19 protein-coding genes are annotated in these 18,205 nt (G+C 41.7%); 7 read left to right on the top strand and 12 right to left on the bottom strand.

The features are described from left to right. Positions 1–18: 18 nt before the first annotated feature. Entirely contained in the window at positions 19–942 is a 924-nt protein-coding gene (locus KIH23_RS06905; RefSeq protein WP_213212391.1) for a DUF6438 domain-containing protein, read from the bottom strand. A gap of 533 nt (positions 943–1,475) precedes the next feature. Between KIH23_RS06905 and KIH23_RS06900 the strand changes: the two genes are divergently transcribed. The 4 genes from KIH23_RS06900 (at position 1,476) to KIH23_RS06885 (ending at position 7,757) form a co-directional block, all read left to right on the top strand. Next, positions 1,476–2,153 (top strand): porin family protein, encoded by a 678-nt coding sequence (locus tag KIH23_RS06900; RefSeq protein ID WP_213212389.1) that lies wholly within the window; start codon positions 1,476–1,478, stop codon positions 2,151–2,153. Between the two features lie 169 nt (positions 2,154–2,322). Continuing rightward, positions 2,323–4,173 (top strand): DNA topoisomerase IV subunit B, encoded by a 1,851-nt coding sequence (locus KIH23_RS06895; protein ID WP_213212387.1) that lies wholly within the window; start codon positions 2,323–2,325, stop codon positions 4,171–4,173. Between the two features lie 96 nt (positions 4,174–4,269). Further along, a complete protein-coding gene (locus tag KIH23_RS06890) occupies positions 4,270–4,707 on the top strand; it encodes a GxxExxY protein (protein WP_317197026.1) in 438 nt (145 codons plus the stop codon). A gap of 341 nt (positions 4,708–5,048) precedes the next feature. After that, entirely contained in the window at positions 5,049–7,757 is a 2,709-nt protein-coding gene (locus KIH23_RS06885; RefSeq protein WP_213212385.1) for a DNA gyrase/topoisomerase IV subunit A, read from the top strand. A 91-nt stretch (positions 7,758–7,848) separates the two neighbouring features. On the opposite strand, the gene KIH23_RS06880 is transcribed toward KIH23_RS06885, so the two are convergent. The 8 genes from KIH23_RS06880 to KIH23_RS06845 all read right to left on the bottom strand — a co-directional run bounded on the left by KIH23_RS06880 (position 7,849) and on the right by KIH23_RS06845 (position 13,611). After that, complete coding sequence (locus tag KIH23_RS06880; RefSeq protein WP_213212383.1) at positions 7,849–8,622, bottom strand: TerC family protein; 774 nt, start codon at positions 8,620–8,622, stop codon at positions 7,849–7,851. A gap of 11 nt (positions 8,623–8,633) precedes the next feature. Next, positions 8,634–9,005 carry a DNA topoisomerase IV gene (locus tag KIH23_RS06875; protein WP_213212381.1) on the bottom strand — a complete coding sequence of 124 codons (372 nt, stop codon included), beginning with the start codon at positions 9,003–9,005 and terminating at the stop codon, positions 8,634–8,636. 92 nt (positions 9,006–9,097) lie between these two features. Further along, the gene (locus KIH23_RS06870; RefSeq protein ID WP_213212379.1) at positions 9,098–9,673 is read right to left on the bottom strand and encodes a DUF1572 family protein; all 576 of its coding nucleotides are present in this window, start codon (positions 9,671–9,673) and stop codon (positions 9,098–9,100) included. Next, positions 9,670–10,248, bottom strand: a complete 579-nt coding sequence (locus KIH23_RS06865; protein ID WP_213212377.1) for a pentapeptide repeat-containing protein — start codon at positions 10,246–10,248, stop codon at positions 9,670–9,672. The genes KIH23_RS06870 and KIH23_RS06865 overlap by 4 nt, the downstream gene beginning before the upstream one ends. Next, complete coding sequence (locus tag KIH23_RS06860) at positions 10,245–10,478, bottom strand: DUF6095 family protein (RefSeq protein WP_213212376.1); 234 nt, start codon at positions 10,476–10,478, stop codon at positions 10,245–10,247. Before KIH23_RS06860 ends, KIH23_RS06865 begins: the two co-directional genes overlap by 4 nt. A gap of 271 nt (positions 10,479–10,749) precedes the next feature. Then, entirely contained in the window at positions 10,750–11,568 is an 819-nt protein-coding gene (murQ, locus tag KIH23_RS06855; RefSeq protein WP_213212374.1) for an N-acetylmuramic acid 6-phosphate etherase, read from the bottom strand. A 610-nt stretch (positions 11,569–12,178) separates the two neighbouring features. Continuing rightward, positions 12,179–12,847 carry a ZIP family metal transporter gene (locus KIH23_RS06850; protein WP_213212546.1) on the bottom strand — a complete coding sequence of 223 codons (669 nt, stop codon included), beginning with the start codon at positions 12,845–12,847 and terminating at the stop codon, positions 12,179–12,181. Further along, on the bottom strand, positions 12,847–13,611 hold the full coding sequence (locus tag KIH23_RS06845) for a class I SAM-dependent methyltransferase (RefSeq protein ID WP_213212372.1): 765 nt from the start codon (positions 13,609–13,611) through the stop codon (positions 12,847–12,849). Before KIH23_RS06845 ends, KIH23_RS06850 begins: the two co-directional genes overlap by 1 nt. 65 nt (positions 13,612–13,676) lie before the next feature. On the opposite strand from KIH23_RS06845, the gene KIH23_RS06840 reads away from it, so the two are divergent. The 3 genes from KIH23_RS06840 to KIH23_RS06830 are packed head-to-tail and all read left to right on the top strand — an operon-like array spanning position 13,677 to position 15,479. After that, positions 13,677–14,849 (top strand): class I SAM-dependent RNA methyltransferase, encoded by a 1,173-nt coding sequence (locus tag KIH23_RS06840; protein WP_213212370.1) that lies wholly within the window; start codon positions 13,677–13,679, stop codon positions 14,847–14,849. Positions 14,850–14,851: 2 nt separating this feature from the next. Beyond that, positions 14,852–15,088, top strand: a complete 237-nt coding sequence (locus KIH23_RS06835) for a hypothetical protein (RefSeq protein ID WP_213212368.1) — start codon at positions 14,852–14,854, stop codon at positions 15,086–15,088. A 28-nt stretch (positions 15,089–15,116) separates the two neighbouring features. Continuing rightward, complete coding sequence (locus KIH23_RS06830; RefSeq protein WP_213212366.1) at positions 15,117–15,479, top strand: four helix bundle protein; 363 nt, start codon at positions 15,117–15,119, stop codon at positions 15,477–15,479. Between the two features lie 17 nt (positions 15,480–15,496). On the opposite strand, the gene KIH23_RS06825 is transcribed toward KIH23_RS06830, so the two are convergent. The 3 genes from KIH23_RS06825 to rlmD are packed head-to-tail and all read right to left on the bottom strand — an operon-like array spanning position 15,497 to position 18,141. Continuing rightward, positions 15,497–16,225 (bottom strand): DUF6048 family protein, encoded by a 729-nt coding sequence (locus KIH23_RS06825; RefSeq protein ID WP_213212364.1) that lies wholly within the window; start codon positions 16,223–16,225, stop codon positions 15,497–15,499. Next, positions 16,197–16,754 (bottom strand): DUF6452 family protein, encoded by a 558-nt coding sequence (locus KIH23_RS06820; protein ID WP_249684826.1) that lies wholly within the window; start codon positions 16,752–16,754, stop codon positions 16,197–16,199. The genes KIH23_RS06825 and KIH23_RS06820 overlap by 29 nt, the downstream gene beginning before the upstream one ends. Further along, positions 16,726–18,141: a 23S rRNA (uracil(1939)-C(5))-methyltransferase RlmD gene (rlmD, locus tag KIH23_RS06815; protein ID WP_213212362.1), complete on the bottom strand. Its 1,416-nt coding sequence runs from the start codon at positions 18,139–18,141 to the stop codon at positions 16,726–16,728. Before rlmD ends, KIH23_RS06820 begins: the two co-directional genes overlap by 29 nt. Positions 18,142–18,205: the final 64 nt, after the last annotated feature.

The raw sequence follows: 18,205 nt of genomic DNA, 5'->3' as shown, positions 1-18,205 counted from the left end.
GTTGGCAGCAGTATGTGTTTATTTCCAATTAGTTTTAGTTCCAATATCTATTAATTTTGAATATAGACTGTTTAGACCATAAGTTCCAATTAATCCATAGTCAGTAATTTTCTTAGAAAATCCATCTTGGAATTCTATTTCTAAATATATTGTCTGACTATCAGTCCAACTTACACTGTAATTGTCCTTCAAGTTTTTTAAATCAATATAATTGATCAAATCTTCGATTTCTTGGATTTTTTTTAATTCGGCATTTGATGTAGATTTTCCGATGAAATTGGTATAACCTAAACCATTAAATACCATATGCCCATCATAGTTTATTTCTAATTCGAAACTTGGACAAAGTCCCAAACAATAAGATGTTTTTACTTTTATTAATTTGACTCGATCCTGAGTGATTTTTTTGCTATTAAACTCTATGAAAGAATTGAATTTGTAGGTTAAAGTATCTATTGCGATATATGGTTCGCTGCTTGAAATTGTGCCAAATGACAGTCTATTTACTTTTCTTATTTTTAATTGGTTTTCCCGATTTACTTTAATTGGTTTCACATATTCACAGATATCAAAATCAATAATAAACCTAGTTAGATTAAAATTATTATTGCCCTCGTCAATGATAATGTACTGTGAATATCCATAGTAATGCGGAATGAAGAGTAAATCTGTTAGCCCATCATTATTAATATCTACTTTTTCCCAATTATTTATCTCGGACTTATTAAAAACCTTTTGACATTTTAGGTTTGCATAAATAGTATCTGTTGAAACGATTCTAAAATTTCCACGATCATAATCTTTCCATATTTTCTTTACGAATTCAGGAGCTACAATTTTTATAAAATCCTCAACATCCTTATCTGTTTTAAGTTCATCTATTTTATTTCCAAATGCTGCGTTTGAAAAAATGATTACGAATATTAGTATCAGGTTCTTCATATTGCTGGTAACTAGTATATACCTCTTAAGTTCTAAAAAAAACCTCCACCCTCAAAAGTCTCCTCTCAAGCGGCGGTTATTATGCAGTAAATAAAGTGGTGAGTGTGGTAAATGTAGTAAAATTTCTTACAGAAGCAAAAAAAAGTGCCTGAGGCGCTGAGTGCCTGAGTGCCTGAGATGAGGGGTGAGATTCCTCCTGCGTCGGAATGACAGGATACGGCTGATTTAGAGACACGCTACGCTATAGACACGGCTGCGCCTACAGACCGCTACGCTGTAAGACCGCTGCGCTGTAAGACCGCTACGCTGTAAGAATTACGAATTATGAATTACGAATTATGAATTACGAATTACGAATGGGGCTTCAACTAAACTTCTTAAACCTTTTACACTTTTTAAACCTGTAATATGTTCTCGGTTACACCAATGTTTCAAAAATCAACCATCGTTAATCATTCCGCGCAGTTTCTCAGCCTCTCCAAAATATAACTAAAAAATAATATCTTGTGGCCTCAAAATATAATCCATACATCATGAAAAAAACGCTTTACCTTCTTTTTGTGTTCTTTGTCATCAGCCACTCATGGGCCCAGTATCGTCAGCGATATGGCATTACTGTGGGGCCCAACTATTCTAAATTCAGAGGAATGGATGTTTCGGGCCTCGATTACAGCTATGCGCCCGGTTTAAGCCTGGGTATTGCTTATGAATATTACCTCAAAGAAAACCTCTCTATCAAAACCAATTTCTTTTATGAAAATAAAAAAAGCAAAGCAGTGGGTGAATTGCAAATGCGGCAGGAAGTTGATAGTTCACCTACTGTAACAGAAACCGTTGTTTACAGTTACCAATACATCACTTTGCCGGTCATGATTCAATACCATTTTAAAAAAGCCAAAGGTTTTTTTGTCAACGGCGGAATATTTATGGGCTATTTGCTCGATTCAGAGGCAAAAGGCGAGGGCGATAACGCATTGTACGCGTCGGTGACTGATTTTACAAGCAGCACATTTGAATACAATAATAAATTTGATTTTGGTTTTGTTTTGGGCGCAGGAAAGGCTTTTCAGTTAAACCCTAAAAACCATCTTGTTGTTGAAGTGCGCAACAGTCACGGGGTTTTTCAGACCAACAAAAACAATACTTTTGACGGCAATATCGTTCGTTCAAATTCATATGCTTTGCTGTTGGGCTGGGTATATAGTAAGTAACTACAATATATAGCCTTGTACGATTCAAAATGCTCGGTGTTTTTCTTTGATGTTGCGCATGAATGCCTCGTGTTTTTATTGTCAATATCCGTTTGATAACTTTGATTCTTACGTCTTTTAAAATCAGCAGCAATGCCTTACATTAGCGTGCTATTCGATTTTTCTTGCTATGTCTGAACAAACACAATATACCGAAGATAATATACGCTCGCTAGACTGGAAAGAGCACATCCGTATGCGGCCGGGTATGTACATCGGAAAACTCGGCGACGGTTCAGCGCCCGACGATGGTATTTACATCTTGCTCAAAGAAGTCATTGACAACTGTATTGATGAGTTTGTCATGGGCGCGGGCAAAACCATTGAGGTAACGGTCAAAGATAAAATGGTTACCGTACGCGATTATGGACGTGGTATTCCGCTGGGCAAAGTGGTTGATGTAGTTTCAAAAATGAACACCGGCGGAAAATATGATTCCAAAGCCTTTAAAAAATCAGTCGGACTCAACGGGGTGGGTACCAAGGCAGTCAATGCTTTGTCGAACTACTTTCGGGTTGAGTCGGTGCGTGACAACCAACAAAAGGCCGCCGAGTTTAAAGCCGGTGATCTTACCTTAGAAGAAGAAATTCAAGAAAGCACCAAACGCCGCGGAACCAAAGTGAGTTTTGTGGCCGATGATGTGATCTTTAAAAACTATAAATACCGCCATGAATACGTGGTGCGTATGCTTAAAAACTATTGCTACCTCAATACAGGCCTGACCATTTATTTTAACGGAGATAAGTATTATTCTGATTTTGGCCTCAAAGATTTATTGCAAGAAACCATTGCCGATGAAGATACCGTTTACCCGATCATTCATTTGGTAGGCGATGATATTGAGTTGGCCCTGACCCACAGCAAGTCGCAGTATTCTGAAGAGTATCACTCGTTTGTGAACGGGCAAAACACCACCCAAGGCGGAACGCACTTGAACGCGTTTAGAGAGTCGGTGGTTAAAACCATTCGCGATTTTTACAACAAAAACTTCGAAGCTTCAGATATTCGCAAATCAATCGTGGCTGCCGTTTCGGTTAAAGTTGAGGAGCCTGTATTTGAATCACAAACCAAAACCAAATTAGGCTCGACCGATATTGGCCCGAATGGCCCAAGTATACGAACGTTTATCAATGATTTTGTCGCGACCAAACTCGATAATTTCTTGCATAAAAATCCTGAAGTGGCCGATGCGTTGCTCAAGAAAATCTTGCAAGCCGAGCGCGAGCGCAAAGAGCTTTCGGGCATCAGAAAACTAGCACGCGAACGTGCCAAAAAGGCCAGTTTGCACAACAAAAAATTGCGCGATTGTAGGGTGCATCTTACCGATGCCAAGCATGAGCGCTGCCTTGAGAGTACGTTGTTTATCACCGAGGGCGACTCGGCTTCGGGCTCGATTACCAAAAGCCGCGATGTGAATACGCAAGCGGTATTTAGTTTGCGCGGAAAGCCACTCAATTCGTATGGCATGACCAAAAAGATTGTCTACGAAAACGAAGAGTTCAACCTGTTGCAAGCGGCGCTTGACATTGAAGAAGATTACGACAGTTTGCGCTACAACAACATTGTCATTGCCACCGATGCCGATGTGGATGGTATGCACATTCGTTTGCTGCTTATAACCTTCTTTTTACAGTTTTTCCCCGAACTCATCAAAGAAGGGCATTTGTTTATTTTGCAAACACCGTTGTTTCGGGTGCGCAACAAAAAAGAAACCATCTATTGCTACAGCGATGAAGAGCGTATCGCAGCCATTGAAAAACTCAAACCCAAACCTGAGATTACCCGATTTAAAGGGCTCGGAGAAATATCGCCCGATGAATTCAAACACTTTATTGGCGATAACATTCGTCTAGATCCGGTGATGCTCGATAGAGCTACCCCGATTGAAACTTTGCTCGAGTTTTATATGGGTAAAAATACGCCGGATCGACAAGACTTTATCATCAATAATTTGAAGGTAGAATTAGATGCGGTTGAGTAAGGAGCACAAAGTTGCTCGAAGTTTACGCGAAGTTAAATTACACGCCAATAGTTATGTTTAAGTAAAATGCGATTAGTGGGAAAGTGCTTGTAGAAGGTGGAGCACAAAGTTGCACGAAGTTTACACGAAGTTAAATTATATACGCCAATAGTGATGTTTGAGGAAAATGAGATTAGTAGAAAAGTGCTTGATTGTGCTTACAAAGTGCATTCAAGACTAGGTTCTGGATTGCTTGAAAAAGTTTATCGCGAATGTTTAGCGTTTGAATTGAAGCGTGAAGGTTTGCAAGTTGAACAAGAAAAAGGATTTCCGGTTGTTTATGATCAGATAAAAATTGATTGTGGCTACAGAGTCGATTTGTTTGTAAATAAAAAAGTGATTGTTGAGTTGAAAGTTGTGCAAGACATCAGCACAGAACATATTGCCCAATGCCTCACTTATATGAAACTATCTGATGCCAAATTAGGATTGTTAATCAATTTTTATAAAAGGTCTCTAAAAGATGGTATTAAAAGATTGATTTTAAATAATTAAAAAACACACTGTGCAACTTAGTGTAAACTTTGCGAAACTTTGTGTTACCAAAAAAAGAATGACCCAGAATAACTAAATAAACACATTGTGCAACTTAGTGTAAACTTTGCGAAACTTTGTGTTACAAAAAAGAATGACTCAGAATAACCAAATAAACACATTGTGCAACTTAGTGTAAACTTTGCGAAACTTTGTGTTACCAAAAAAAGAATGACTCAAAATAATCAAATAAATACATTGTGCAACTTAGTGTAAACTTTGCGAAACTTTGTGTTACCAAAAAAAGAATGACTCAAAATAACCAAATAAACACATAGCGAAACTTTGTGTTACCCAAATAAATGAAAGACGAAGAAGAATTTGATAACCTTCCCGAAGGAGAACCCTCCAACGAAGCCTCAGCCGATGAAAACGCTGAAGGTTTTGACGATGTGATTCGCCCATCCACCGGAAGTCATTTTTACGAAAACGACGAAAACCCCGACGATACCATTACCAAGGTAACCGGTATGTATAAAGATTGGTTTTTGGATTATGCCTCGTATGTAATTCTCGAGCGCGCGGTGCCCGCTATTGAAGACGGTTTTAAGCCCGTGCAGCGACGCATCATGCACTCGATGAAAGAACTCGACGACGGACGCTACAACAAAGTAGCCAACATAGTCGGGCACACGATGCAATACCATCCGCACGGTGATGCCAGTATTGGTGATGCGATTGTACAAATTGGTCAAAAAGACTTGCTCATTGACATGCAAGGAAACTGGGGAAACATCCTCACAGGCGATGGTGCTGCGGCTTCGCGTTATATTGAAGCGCGCATTTCAAAGCTTGGGCAAGACATTTTGTATTCGCCCAAAGTCACGAATTGGCAACTGAGTTATGACGGTCGAAAAAACGAGCCGATTCATTTGCCGGTCAAGTTTCCGTTGTTGCTGGCCCAAGGAGGCGAAGGGATTGCCGTAGGTTTATCGACCAAAATTCTACCGCACAATTTCAACGAGCTCATTGACGCTTCGATTAAAATTCTCAAAGGAAAACCTTTCGCGATATTTCCTGATTTCCCGACGGCCGGTATTGCTGATGTATCGAATTACAATGACGGTATGCGCGGTGGACGCGTTCGGGTGCGCGCCAAAATTTCGCAACTCGACAAACAGACTTTGGTGATCAATCAAATTCCGTTTACCACCAACACTTCGTCGCTGATTGACAGTATTTTAAAGGCCAATGAAAAAGGCAAAATCAAAGTCAAAAAGATTGAAGACAACACAGCCGCTGAGGTTGAAATCTTAATTCACCTTCCGCCGGGCGTATCGCCTGATAAAACCATTGATGCCTTGTATGCGTTTACCGCTTGTGAAACATCTATTGCTCCTTTGGGTTGCGTGATTGTCAACAACAGTCCGGTGTTTATGGGGGTTTCTGAAATGTTGCGCCTTTCAACCGAACGCAGCAAAGATTTGCTCAAACGCGAGCTTGAAATTCAATTGGATGAACTTGAAAACAAATGGCATTTATCAACGCTCGAGAAGATTTTCATCCGCGAAGAAATGTACATTGACTTCAAATTGTATTCAGACAGAGAATCTTTGTATGCTTATTTATACAAGCGATTTGACAAGTTCAAGAAAGATTTTGTGCGCGAGATTAACGATGATGATTTGCAAAAGCTCACGCAGATTCCGATGATCCGCATCACGCGTTTTGACTCAGACAAAGCCGATGAAGGCATTGCCAAACTCGAAGCCGAAATGGAACAAGTCAAACACGATTTAGCCCATTTGACTGATTTTGCGATTGCTTATTTTCAGAACCTCAAAGACAAATACGGCAAAGGTCGTGAGCGTCAAACCGAGATTCGCAACTTTGATACGATTGAGGCGACCAAAGTGGTTTTGCGCAACACCAAATTATACGTGAACCGCGAGGAAGGTTTTATCGGAACCAGCCTCAAACGCGATGAATACATAGCCGATTGTTCTGACATTGATGATGTCATTGTATTCTTGCGCGATGGCCGCATGATGGTGGCCAAGGTGGATGACAAAAAGTTCATTGGCAAAGACATCATTTACGCCGCTGTGTTTGACAAAAATGACAAACGCACCATTTACAACATGATTTATCGCGATGGAAAAAACGGAGCTGCGTTCATCAAACGATTCAATGTTTCGGGCATTACGCGTGATAAGTTTTATGATTTGACCCAAGAAAAACCGGGCAGTATGGTGTTGTATTTCTCGGCCAATCCGAATGGTGAAGCCGAAACCGTGACCATTTTATTGCGTCAGGTGGGCAGCATCAAAAAACTCAAATGGGATGTTGATTTTGCCGAGGTCATGATCAAAGGACGCGCTTCTCGCGGAAACACCGTGAGCAAATATCCGATCAAGAAAATTGAACTCAAAGAAAAAGGCATCTCCACCTTGCGCCCTAGAAAAGTTTGGTTTGACGATACCGTTCAGCGCCTCAACGTAGACGGCCGTGGTGAACTTTTGGGTGAGTTTAAACCCAATGATCGTTTGCTGATTATTCATCAATCCGGAAAAATCAAAACCATTATTCCGGAACTCACCACGCACTTTGACGAAGATATGATTGTGCTTGAAAAGTGGATACCGACCAAACCGATTTCGGCCATTTATTACGATGGCGAGAAAGAACGTTACTTTCTCAAACGTTTCTTGGTTGAGACCGAAGGTAAAGACGATTCATTTATCAATGATCACCCCAATACGCGTTTAGAGATTGTCTCGACCGATTATCGTCCGGTGGCCGAATTGGTGTTTGCCAAAAACAAAGGTGTACAAAAAGAGAATTTGGTGGTAGATATGGAAGCCTTCATCACCGTCAAAGGCTTTAAAGCGCTCGGAAACCAACTCACGACTGATAAGCTCAAACAAATCAATTTGCTCGAATCGTTGCCTTATGAAGCGCCTGAAGAAGCTGAGCCTGAAGAAACCATGGCAGCTTTAGATGAAATAGACGCTCCGGATATTCCGACTGAACTCGATGATGACGGACAAATTACTTTGTCGTTAGAATAGAAAAAAGGCTGTCTTGTTTGAGACAGCCTTTGTTTTTTATAGACCTACAAGGTTTTGAAAACCTTGCAGGTCGTTTTGAAACCGCGCAGGTTTATTTGTTTTTCTTACTCGCTTTCATATTGAGTACTTCTACCAACAACGAGAACGCTATGGCAAAATACAAATAGCCTTTCGGAACGCTCTCAACATGGTTGCCCAAGAACGAAGCATGGGCCAAATGCGCGCTTTCTGTGATGAGCATAAAACCAATCAAAATCAAAAAAGACAAGCCCAAAATCTGAATAGACGGATGTTTGTTGACAAAATTCCCTACCGGAACTGCAAACTGCATCATGATGAGCACCGAGATAATCACCGCGGTAATCATGATGTACAAAGCGCCTTCAATGCCGTTGGTCATACCCACTGCCGTGAGAATACTATCAAACGAGAACACCAAATCAATCATAATAATTTGCAGAATAACCTTGCCAAATGAAGCGGCAGCCGTGCTTTTGATTTCTTTTTCTTCTTGGCCTTTCTGATCTACTTTTTCGTGAATTTCATGCGTGCTTTTGTACATCAAAAACAAACCGCCCAACAACAAAATAATGCTTTGCCCCGAAATTTCTGCGCTAAACCAATCGTAATGAAAACTCAGCCAAGGTTCTTTCATGGCAATGAGCACTGAAATGCCTAAAAGCAATACAATGCGCATAAACATGGCTAAGAACATACCGAGTTTGGTGGCTTTCTTGCGCTGTTCTTCGGGCAATTTTCCGGTAGTAATTGAGATAAAAATAATGTTGTCAATACCCAAGACAATTTCTAAAAAAGTCAGGGTTAATAAGGCTACCCAGGCATTCGGGTTAAGAAAAATTTCCATGAAATATTGGTTTATTCAATTCTGTGAGCGGTTCCTTTTTGGCGCGCATCGTCGCCCACCAAACCGAATTCAAAAGTATAGGAATTTTGGCTGGTAGTCAAAATTTTTATTGAAATAGCCTTTTGCTCGGCCATGGTTTTGGGGTGAATCTGACGCAAAACATATTCGCAATCGCTCACCCAACGAATCGTCGCGGTATCGGTTTTTCCTTTATAGGTTTCAATCACCAATGAATCCGTGCGGACAGAAACGGTGCGTTGTGTTACGCCGTTGATGAGCACTTCAGATTCAAATTTTCCGGTTTTAAAATCGTTGCAGTTGCACTCGGTTTGGTAGCAAGCGCTCAGCAGCAGAGGTAAAAATAAAAGTAGATATTTTTTCATGTTTTTTATTTGGGCAGCTATTCCTGTCGTTCGTTGTGTCTTGCAGGCCGAACCCCGGCCGGCAAGGACGCCACTTCCACCAGGGCTGCGGGTTAGCGCAAACGGTTCAGCTCATCGTCGGTAAAGTTACGAATGCCTTTCTCACGCGCAAACTTATCAGCATTATAACTACCCGAAGCATTGCGCGGAATCGACAAACTTTCCCACGGTGTGGCTTTGAGTTGTTTGGCATAAAACACTATTTGCCCTATGTGATACGGATAATGTGCCAACTGTCGGTTGAGGGCTTCCATGACCGTGTGGCCTTCATTGCGAATGTATATAATTTCACTTAATTGCTCAGCCGATAAGCTGTCAAGCGCCCCTAAAAAGCACGACCAACCTTGATTCCACAAAGCCCAAACTTGCTCAGGCGTTTGCAAATCATTTTCAAATTCGCTGTCGCGGTTGCGCCATTCTTTTTCGCCGTCGGTGGTTAAAAAATCAGTCCAGCGCGAAAGCATATTGCCCGACATGTGTTTGACAATCATAGCGATGCTGTTGGTGTCATCGTTGGTCATCACAAAAAGTTGTTCAGGCGCCAACTGATACATGGCTTTTTCGCCTATGGTTTTATAATACAAAAATTGCTTGCGAACGCTTTCGAGATAGGTTTCGGTTATTTTCATGACAAATCAAGTTTAATATCGTATTGTGAGAGCAAACCAATGAGTCCGTGGCTTGAAAATCTGGCCTTTTTCATCGGGTTGTATTGCGGATCAATGGTAAAGTTGCGCGCTGTGGTAAAATCGGCACCGGCCAATTGCGTTTGGTTAAAAACGGCCAGCGTTAAATCGGCATGGTCAAAGTCGGCTTGTGATAAATCAGTTTCAATAAAGCTGACTTCTTTGAGCGAACAACCGGCAAACGAGGTTTTGGGCATTTTTTTGCGCGCAAACGACGAAAAGTCTAACGCGCAATGATCAAAAGCAACAGCAAACAAAAAGTCTGAGCAGGCTTCAAAACGCAGTCCGAGCATTTTACAGTTTTTAAAAACAGCCGAAGCCAGTTGTACACCGGCCAGTTGTGCCATGGATAAGTTGCATTCGGTAAAAGTGCAATCGGTAAAAATACTGCCCGAAAAATCACAACCTGAGAATTGACAATTTACAAAATGACAACCGTCAAATTCTTTGTTGGCAATGCGCCCGTTTTGCCCTTGATAATGTTCAAAGGTTTGGTCTATGTAGAGCAAGTCATTCATTCGTCATCGTTGTAATCAAACATACTTTTAACCATGAGCTGAATACCGCGAAACATCAAATAAACGCCGGTTAAACAAATGGCAATGCCTATGGCAAGCACCAAATAATGCCAGTTGTTTTGCTTGTTGATGAAGGCATTGTATATCACCGCCGGTCCGGTAAACAGAGCCGGTAAGGCAAAAGCTAATTTTTTAATTCCTTGGTTCAGGACTTCTCGGTTGGTTCCCATTGGGCTGCATATTTAAAACGGAACAATAAAGCAAAAATAAAACTTCCCACAGCGTGTGTGAGCAAGGCAAAAAATATAAGGGCAATTTTTTTGAGGCCATATGGGTCTTGCTCAAAAAACTGTGAGCCAAAAAAACCTAAAATAGTCAGATATAAAAGAGCCCATATAAAGTTACTCCAAAAATACACTCTGAAGTTCCGCCAACGACGCAACCACCATAAGCTCCAAACAAGAAGCACCGGAATGGCCGCCGATAACAGATAAAAACCGATCATGATTGTGATTGATAAAATGCAACCGCTTGGCGTACACTTCCGTGTTTTTCTAATAATTCGGCAGCCACTTCATAACTTACCGGAATTTCGCCCATAATCATGCGCACGCCCCGATCTACGAGTTTGTTGTTGCTGAGTTGCATATCAACCATTTTGTTGCCTTTTACACGCCCCAACTGAATCATTGCGGTGGTAGAAATCATATTCAAAACGAGTTTTTGCGCGGTTCCGGCTTTCATACGCGAGCTTCCGGTAACGAATTCAGGGCCTACGACTACTTCAATGGGGTATTGTGCAGTAAGCGCCAATGGGCTTCCGGCATTGCAAGTGATGCCACCGGTAGCGATGCCTTTTTGGTTACAGGCTTCAAGACCGCCTAGCACGTAAGGTGTTGTGCCTGAAGCGGCAATGCCAATCACAAAATCATTCGGGCCAATGTGGTGTGCCTCTAAATCAAGCCAGGCTTGTGTGGTGTGGTCTTCGGCGTTTTCAACCGCACGGCGAATGGCTTGGTCTCCACCGGCAATGATGCCGTTGACCAAATCATGCGGCACGCCATAAGTAGGCGGGCATTCAGAAGCATCGACGATGCCCAAACGACCGGAAGTTCCGGCCCCGATATAAAACAAGCGACCGCCTTTTTTGAGTTGCTCGACCACGCGGCTAACCAATTTTTCAATTTGCGGCAAAGCGCGCTCAACGGCCAAAGGAACGGTTTGATCTTCTCGGTTGATATTGCACAGTAAATCATGCACAGACATCTCTTCGAGTGCTTGATAATGCGAGGCTTGTTCGGTGGTTTTGGTGAAGGACATTTATTATGTTGTATGTTAAATGTTGAATGATTTATGTTGAGCCAAGTTACTGCCGAATTGTATGGAGTGCAGCGGAATAAATGTTGTCATTTTTGAATGACTCAAAAGTAGGGAATTTTGCTTGGAAAGACGCAAAGTTTTTGAACAATCGTGATGGTATCAATCAAAGCATTTTCTGAGGTTTGATTCAACGATGAATCCATCTTACCATCCCTTTTGTCCTCAAGCGCAGCGGTCTGTAATGATTAACGATTGAAGATTAACGATTGTTGATTTTTGAAGTAATTGAATTCGTGAAACCGACGATTCCTTTTATCCCAAAGCGCAGGGGTCTTTAGTGCAGCGAGTCTGTAGGTTTTAACCGTGTCTGTAGCGCAGCGTGTCTGTAGCGTAGCGTGTCTCGATTGCGTGAGATTTAGCTTCGCTCAGTTCGGCTGCGCCTCGGGTAGATATTAAAAGGAGGAAGTCCGGTGGACTTCAGGTATCTTTAAAAGCTTCATTGATGACAAACGCTTGAATTATAGCCGTACGCGTGAGGGATAGCAGTGAAAATCCTTTTTGAGGAACGAAAAAAGATTGCAACGAATAGCCCGACCCTTGTGGTCACGCCCTAAATAAAATAAGCCAGCGCAAAGCCCAAAATAATGACTGTGATTTTGGCTAAGTTGAATTTGTGGCCTTCACTGCTTTCAAAAATAATGGTCGAGGAGATGTGGAATAAAATACCTATGACCAGTGCGGTTACATACGATTGATATTGCGCTGCGGCCGGCCAACTGCTCGCGATCCAGGCGCCTGCCGGAGTCATGAGCGCAAAAAGCAGCATCATGAGCAGGGTTTGCATTTTGCTCAAGCCTCCGTTGATTAAAAACAGCGTGAGAATGATGGCAATAGGCAAGTGGTGGATGCTGATGCCCAGCGCGAGTTCGGGATATTGGCTCACGGGTAAGCCTTCAAGAAAAGCGTGCAGACACAAACTGCCCAAAAGCAACCACGGAATTTTTGTGAGCGGGTCGTGCCCATGAACGTGACCGTGTTCGGCGCCTTGCGAGAAATATTCTAAGATGATTTGCAACAAAATACCCAGCATGATGAACAGACCCACGGCCGGTTGTGCGGTTTGGTATATTTCGGGCAGCAAATGCACCACCGTCATTGAGAGTAAAAACGAGCCGCTAAAAGCCAACAACAATTTGAGGCTTTTTTTCTTTTTGGGTTGCAGACCGATGGATAAACCGAAACCCAAAATCACCGATAAAAAGGGTAATAAATACGGTATCATTTGAAAATCATGATCAGACGTTCGCTGTCGGTTTTGTGAAATTTCTTGAGTTTGTAATCGCCAAAAATATCGAGCAAATAAATGCCAGCTTGCTCCATGAGCGATTGAAAATCGGCTAGGGTAAAGGCGCGGACTTTTTCGGTAAAATGATACGCTTGACCTTGATCGGTAAAGCTGATTTCTTTGTAAATATAGCCTTCAGCATGATAGCGCTTGATGTGAAAATCAAGGCCGTCGACGGTTTTGGTTTCTTCAGGAACGAGCGTGGCCAAGACTTGGTTTGCATTCATAAAATCAATCACACCAAAGCCGTATTCGGTAAGGCTTTCTTTGATGGCAACGAGCGTTTTCAGATGGTCTTCATCGCACTCGAAATAACCGAAACTGGTGAACAAATTAAAAATGGCATCAAACTTTTCATCAAACGGTTCACGCATATCGTGCACTTCAAAACGCAAGGTTTCGTTGGTGTTTTTTGAGGCGGTCTCAATACTGTTCACCGACAAATCAACGCCTAGTACATCATAACCCAATTGGTTGAGGTAAATAGCGTGTCGGCCTTTGCCGCAAGCCAAATCTAGCACCTTGGCTTTTTCGGGCAAATTGAGGTAATGCGTTAGGTTGTCCATAAAAATCTGGGCTTCCCGATAATTGCGCTCTTTGTATAAAATATGATAATACGGCGAATCAAACCAAGAGGCAAACCAGTTGCTGCAAACTTCTTGTTTTTGCGGGTTTTTCGCTGATGAATCTTCGGTCATTTATCTCATGAATCAATTTCGAGGACAAATTTAGACTATTTTTGCACCGAATACCTGATTTTACGATGGAAAATAATTTTAAAATGGTGGCCAAAACTTTTTTCGGTTTTGAAGAAATTTTGGCTGCTGAACTCAAAGCGCTAGGAGCCCAAGATGTACAAGCCGGATTGCGCGTAGTGAATTTTAAAGGCGACAAAGGTTTTATGTATAAAGCTAATTTGGCTTTGCGTACGGCACTGAAGATTCTCAAGCCGATTCACCGTTTTCGCGCTTTTAACGATACACTTTTATACAAAGGAATTTCTGAAATTGATTGGTCAAAATATTTGCTCGACAACCAAACTTTTGTGGTAGATGTAACGGTGCATTCTGAGCATTTTACGCATTCGCAATTTGTGGCGCTCAAAACTAAAGATGCTATTGTGGATCAGTTTCGGGCCAAAACCGGTGCGCGTCCGAGTATTGATAAAGAACATCCGGATTTGCGTATTCATGTGCATATTGATCGCGATCAGGTATCAATTTCGCTCGATACTTCAGGTGCTTCGTTACACCATCGCGGATATAGAACCGCCACCAATATAGCACCGATTAATGAAGTTTTGGCCGCAGGTATGTTGTTGCTTTCGGGTTGGGACGGACAAAGTGATTTTCTGGATCCGATGTGTGGGAGCGGAACTTTACTGGTTGAAGCTGCGATGATTGCGTGTAATATTCCGGCCAACATCAACCGTCGGGAATTTGCCTTTGAAAAATGGCCTGATTGGGATGCCGATTTGTTTGACAAAGTCACAGATTCATTGCTTAACCGCACGCGCGAATTTAGATATACCATTAAAGGTTATGACAAAGCGCCCAGTGCCGTGAATAAAGCCAAAGACAATGTCAGCAATGCTAATTTGAGCGAATATATTACGGTGCAAGAGCGCAACTTTTTTGATACGCAAAAAGAAACGCAAGGCCCGTTGCATATGGCTTTTAATCCGCCGTATGGCGAACGTTTAGATATTGAAATGGAGCGTTTTTACCGCGAAATAGGCGATACTTTAAAACAAAATTACCCCGGAACGCACGCTTGGTTTATTACTGCCAACTTAGAAGCTTTGAAGTTTGTCGGCCTTAAACCATCGCGCAAAATCAAACTCTACAACGGAAGTTTAGAAGCACGACTCGTAAAATACGAAATGTATGAAGGCAGTAAGCGGGCGAAGTTTAACCCTAACTACAACGAAAATTAATCATGACTAAACTACAAATACGCGCACTCATTTATCAATTGCTTTCGTTCGGAGCTATTTTTATCGGATTGCAATTGATTCTTAAATCCTATTCACACTTATCAGGCATGTGGCTGATGTTTACGGCTTTTGTGGCTGGAACGTTGTTGGCTCCGCAATTTCAAGCGGTTAAAACCAATGATGGTGAGCACATTTTCATGCGCTGGATTTTTATGAAAGGCTTTAGGAAAATTAAATAATTACGAATTACGAATTACGAATTTTTGTATGAAGGAAAATATCGTACAAATTAAGAGTTATGCTTTTGCTGTCAGGATTGTTAATTTATACAAACAATTGTGCGAGCATAATAAAGAGTACATATTAAGCAAGCAACTACTTCGATCAGGAACTTCTATCGCAGCTAATATTGAAGAAGCGATTGGAGGCCAGTCTGAAAAAGACTTTTTGTCTAAACTTTCTATTGCATATAAAGAAGCCAGAGAAGCACTTTTTTGGATTAGATTATTGACAGATACAAATTATATCGATAAGGCAGAAAGCGAAAGTTTGATGTACGATGCCAATGAACTTCTGAAAATCATCGGCTTCACCCAAAAGACATTACACAACAAAAAAACTGATTTCTAATTCGTAATTCGTAATTTCTAATTCGTAATTTTCACCGGAACTTTTTTCTTATATATCGGAATCATATACGAAAGCGTATAATTGAATCCCGCGCCAAAGGTTCCGTCATAAGTGCGGTTAAAACCCGGAATGTATAAATTGTCAAAACCGTCGGGCTTTTTGTTGCTCACCAATTTGTTGATTCTAAAGCTAAAGCCCAAATAGAAGTTGTTGATGATTTTGGCTTTGACTCCGGCTACGACTTCAACCCATTGCGCTGATAAACCGTCAAATTTTTCGCCGGATTCGATGGTTTGTGTAGGCGTGAAATACTGATATCGATCGTAGATTTTATAGCTGTTCAAGGTTTGGCTAAACGCGCTCACACCATAGCGCATACCGATGTAAACCATGTTTTCCATGTCAAGCCAATTCTCATATAAGTTATAATCAAATCCAACTTTAAAGTAGGTTCCTTTGGTGGTAAAGTTGAGTCGGTCATCATCGGTGGTTTTGTTTTCGTTTCCGATTTCACCGGCGAGATAGTATTTTTTGGTCAATCGATAATCGCCTACAACCTCAAAACCTTTGTAGTCTTTTTCATAAGATGAACGCCCGATTTTAAACAAATCAACGCCGGCGCGAATGCCGTAACGATTGGTTTTAACTGCCGACGAATCTTTGGGATTTGCCGCTTTGTCTTGTGCAAAAACCATTGCCGAACCCAGCATCAGCAAACTAAAAAGAAATCTCAAGGTGTGTTTCATCTTCGTTAGAAATGGCTGGTTGAACAACGGTTATATTGCGCATCCACAACCCATCAGGTGTAGTGGAATCAGTATGGATAAAAGGCGTGGTATCGTTTAAATCAAACAAAGTTTTGTATCCGCAAGCTCTTGAAACATAAACCTGCGAGCGGCTGTAATCAAATTCAAGCCAATCAGTATTGATAAAATCCGGATTGCTGTTGTCGTAATTGAGCACAAACTGATATTTGGATAGATTTTGCGCAACATCCAATGGAACTTCAATCTTACTTACACCATTGTATACCTGATAAGGCGTAGTCATTCCCTCGCCAATGATGGCCAAATTGGTGACATTCTTATTCAATGTTGGATTGGTAAAATCGTAAAAATCAATAATCAATCGCGGAGTAGTAGGTGTGGTCTCGCTACAGATGTCGTCTTTTTCGCATCCGAAGCTAAAAACCAATAAAACCAAACCGAGCAACGCTGTTTTTTTCATGTTCATGGCAAAATCAAAATCAGTTTTTGCGCTGTAAAAGTACAACATTTTCTACATGGTGCGTTTGCGGAAACATATCTACCGGACGTACGCGTGCTACGCGGTATTGACTGTCTAAAAGCGCCAAATCACGTGCTTGTGTGGCCGAATTACAACTCACATAAACAATGCGCTCCGGAGCAATTTTGAGCAATTGTTCAATAACATCTTTGTGCATGCCATCGCGGGGCGGGTCGGTAATAACCACATCAGGTTTTCCGTGTCGCGCAATAAAAGCATCGTTGAACACGGCTTTCATATCGCCTACATAAAATTCGCAATTGGTGATGTTGTTTCTTTTTGCATTGGCTTTGGCGTCTTCAATGGCTTCAGGAACGCTTTCAACACCAATGACTTTTTGCGCTTTTTTAGAGACGAATTGCGCAATGGTTCCGGTTCCGGTATATAAATCATACACGGTTTCTGAGCCTGTTAATCCGGCAAATTCGCGCGTTATTTTGTAGAGTTCATAAGCTTGCGCCGAATTGGTTTGATAAAATGATTTGGCATTCACGCTAAACTGCAAGCCTTCCATTTCTTCAATAATATAATCGCGGCCGTGGTAACAAATCACGTCTTGGTCATAAATGGTATCGTTGGCTTTGCCGTTGATTACGTATTGCAGCGAAGTAATTTGCGGGAAAGTTTGTATCAGATAATCAAGCAAGGCGATGCGTTGGGCTTTTTGTTCTTCAAAAAACTGAATCAGCACCATGATTTCGCCGGTGGATGCCGTTCGGATCATGAGTGTTCTGAGCAATCCGGCCCGGTTGCGCGGATCGTAAAAGGCTAAGTTGTTTTGATTGGCATAAGTGCGAATGGCGTTTCGGATGTCATTCGACGGATCTTGTTGCAAATGACAATGCGTAATATCGAGGATTTTATCCCACATTTTCGGAATGTGAAAACCAACGGCGTTGCGGTTGTCGTGGTTGTCTTCGCTGTCAATTTCGGCTTGGGTGAGCCAACGAGCATTCGAGAACCCGAACTCCATTTTGTTGCGGTAGAAAAAAGTTTGTGCTGAACCCAAAATCGGTTCAAATTCGGGAAGTTCCACTTTGCCAATGCGCTGCAAATGATTGAGCACTTCGTTGTGTTTGTAGTCTAACTGTTTGTCGTAACGCATGTTTTGCCACTTGCAACCGCCGCAAACTCCAAAATGTTGGCAAACCGGCTCCACGCGATCGGCAGAATATTCTTTGATGCGAATGGCTTTGCCTTCATAATAGGCTTTACGCTTTTTAAAAGTTTGAATATCTGCTACATCACCGGGTACTACATTTGGCACAAAAATGACTTTTCCGTCGGGTGCTTTGGCTACCGAAACGCCTTTGGCTCCGGCATCGGTAATACGGATATTTTCAAAAATAATTTTGTCGGTTTTTTTTCTTCCCATGCCGCAAAAGTAGATAAAGTTTGGCAATATAATGCGTTTGATTTTTATCCTTTAGATAACTGTA

Source organism: Flavobacterium sp. CYK-55 (assembly GCF_018413465.1).
GTDB lineage: Bacteria > Bacteroidota > Bacteroidia > Flavobacteriales > Flavobacteriaceae > Flavobacterium.
Note: the sequence above shows the minus strand (reverse complement) of the source record. Positions and strands in the feature narration are given on the sequence as shown.

Coding starts and splice junctions, on each gene's coding strand:
- KIH23_RS06820 (WP_249684826.1), bottom strand. CDS start 16,754: ATGTTGTACTTTTACAGCGCAAAAACTGATTTTGATTTTGCCATGAAC.
- KIH23_RS06835 (WP_213212368.1), top strand. CDS start 14,852: ATGACTAAACTACAAATACGCGCACTCATTTATCAATTGCTTTCGTTC.
- KIH23_RS06860 (WP_213212376.1), bottom strand. CDS start 10,478: ATGGGAACCAACCGAGAAGTCCTGAACCAAGGAATTAAAAAATTAGCT.
- rlmD (WP_213212362.1), bottom strand. CDS start 18,141: ATGGGAAGAAAAAAAACCGACAAAATTATTTTTGAAAATATCCGTATT.
- KIH23_RS06875 (WP_213212381.1), bottom strand. CDS start 9,005: ATGAAAAAATATCTACTTTTATTTTTACCTCTGCTGCTGAGCGCTTGC.
- KIH23_RS06895 (WP_213212387.1), top strand. CDS start 2,323: ATGTCTGAACAAACACAATATACCGAAGATAATATACGCTCGCTAGAC.
- KIH23_RS06905 (WP_213212391.1), bottom strand. CDS start 942: ATGAAGAACCTGATACTAATATTCGTAATCATTTTTTCAAACGCAGCA.
- murQ (WP_213212374.1), bottom strand. CDS start 11,568: ATGTCCTTCACCAAAACCACCGAACAAGCCTCGCATTATCAAGCACTC.
- KIH23_RS06885 (WP_213212385.1), top strand. CDS start 5,049: ATGAAAGACGAAGAAGAATTTGATAACCTTCCCGAAGGAGAACCCTCC.
- KIH23_RS06840 (WP_213212370.1), top strand. CDS start 13,677: ATGGAAAATAATTTTAAAATGGTGGCCAAAACTTTTTTCGGTTTTGAA.
- KIH23_RS06865 (WP_213212377.1), bottom strand. CDS start 10,248: ATGAATGACTTGCTCTACATAGACCAAACCTTTGAACATTATCAAGGG.
- KIH23_RS06825 (WP_213212364.1), bottom strand. CDS start 16,225: ATGAAACACACCTTGAGATTTCTTTTTAGTTTGCTGATGCTGGGTTCG.
- KIH23_RS06880 (WP_213212383.1), bottom strand. CDS start 8,622: ATGGAAATTTTTCTTAACCCGAATGCCTGGGTAGCCTTATTAACCCTG.
- KIH23_RS06870 (WP_213212379.1), bottom strand. CDS start 9,673: ATGAAAATAACCGAAACCTATCTCGAAAGCGTTCGCAAGCAATTTTTG.
- KIH23_RS06900 (WP_213212389.1), top strand. CDS start 1,476: ATGAAAAAAACGCTTTACCTTCTTTTTGTGTTCTTTGTCATCAGCCAC.
- KIH23_RS06830 (WP_213212366.1), top strand. CDS start 15,117: ATGAAGGAAAATATCGTACAAATTAAGAGTTATGCTTTTGCTGTCAGG.
- KIH23_RS06845 (WP_213212372.1), bottom strand. CDS start 13,611: ATGACCGAAGATTCATCAGCGAAAAACCCGCAAAAACAAGAAGTTTGC.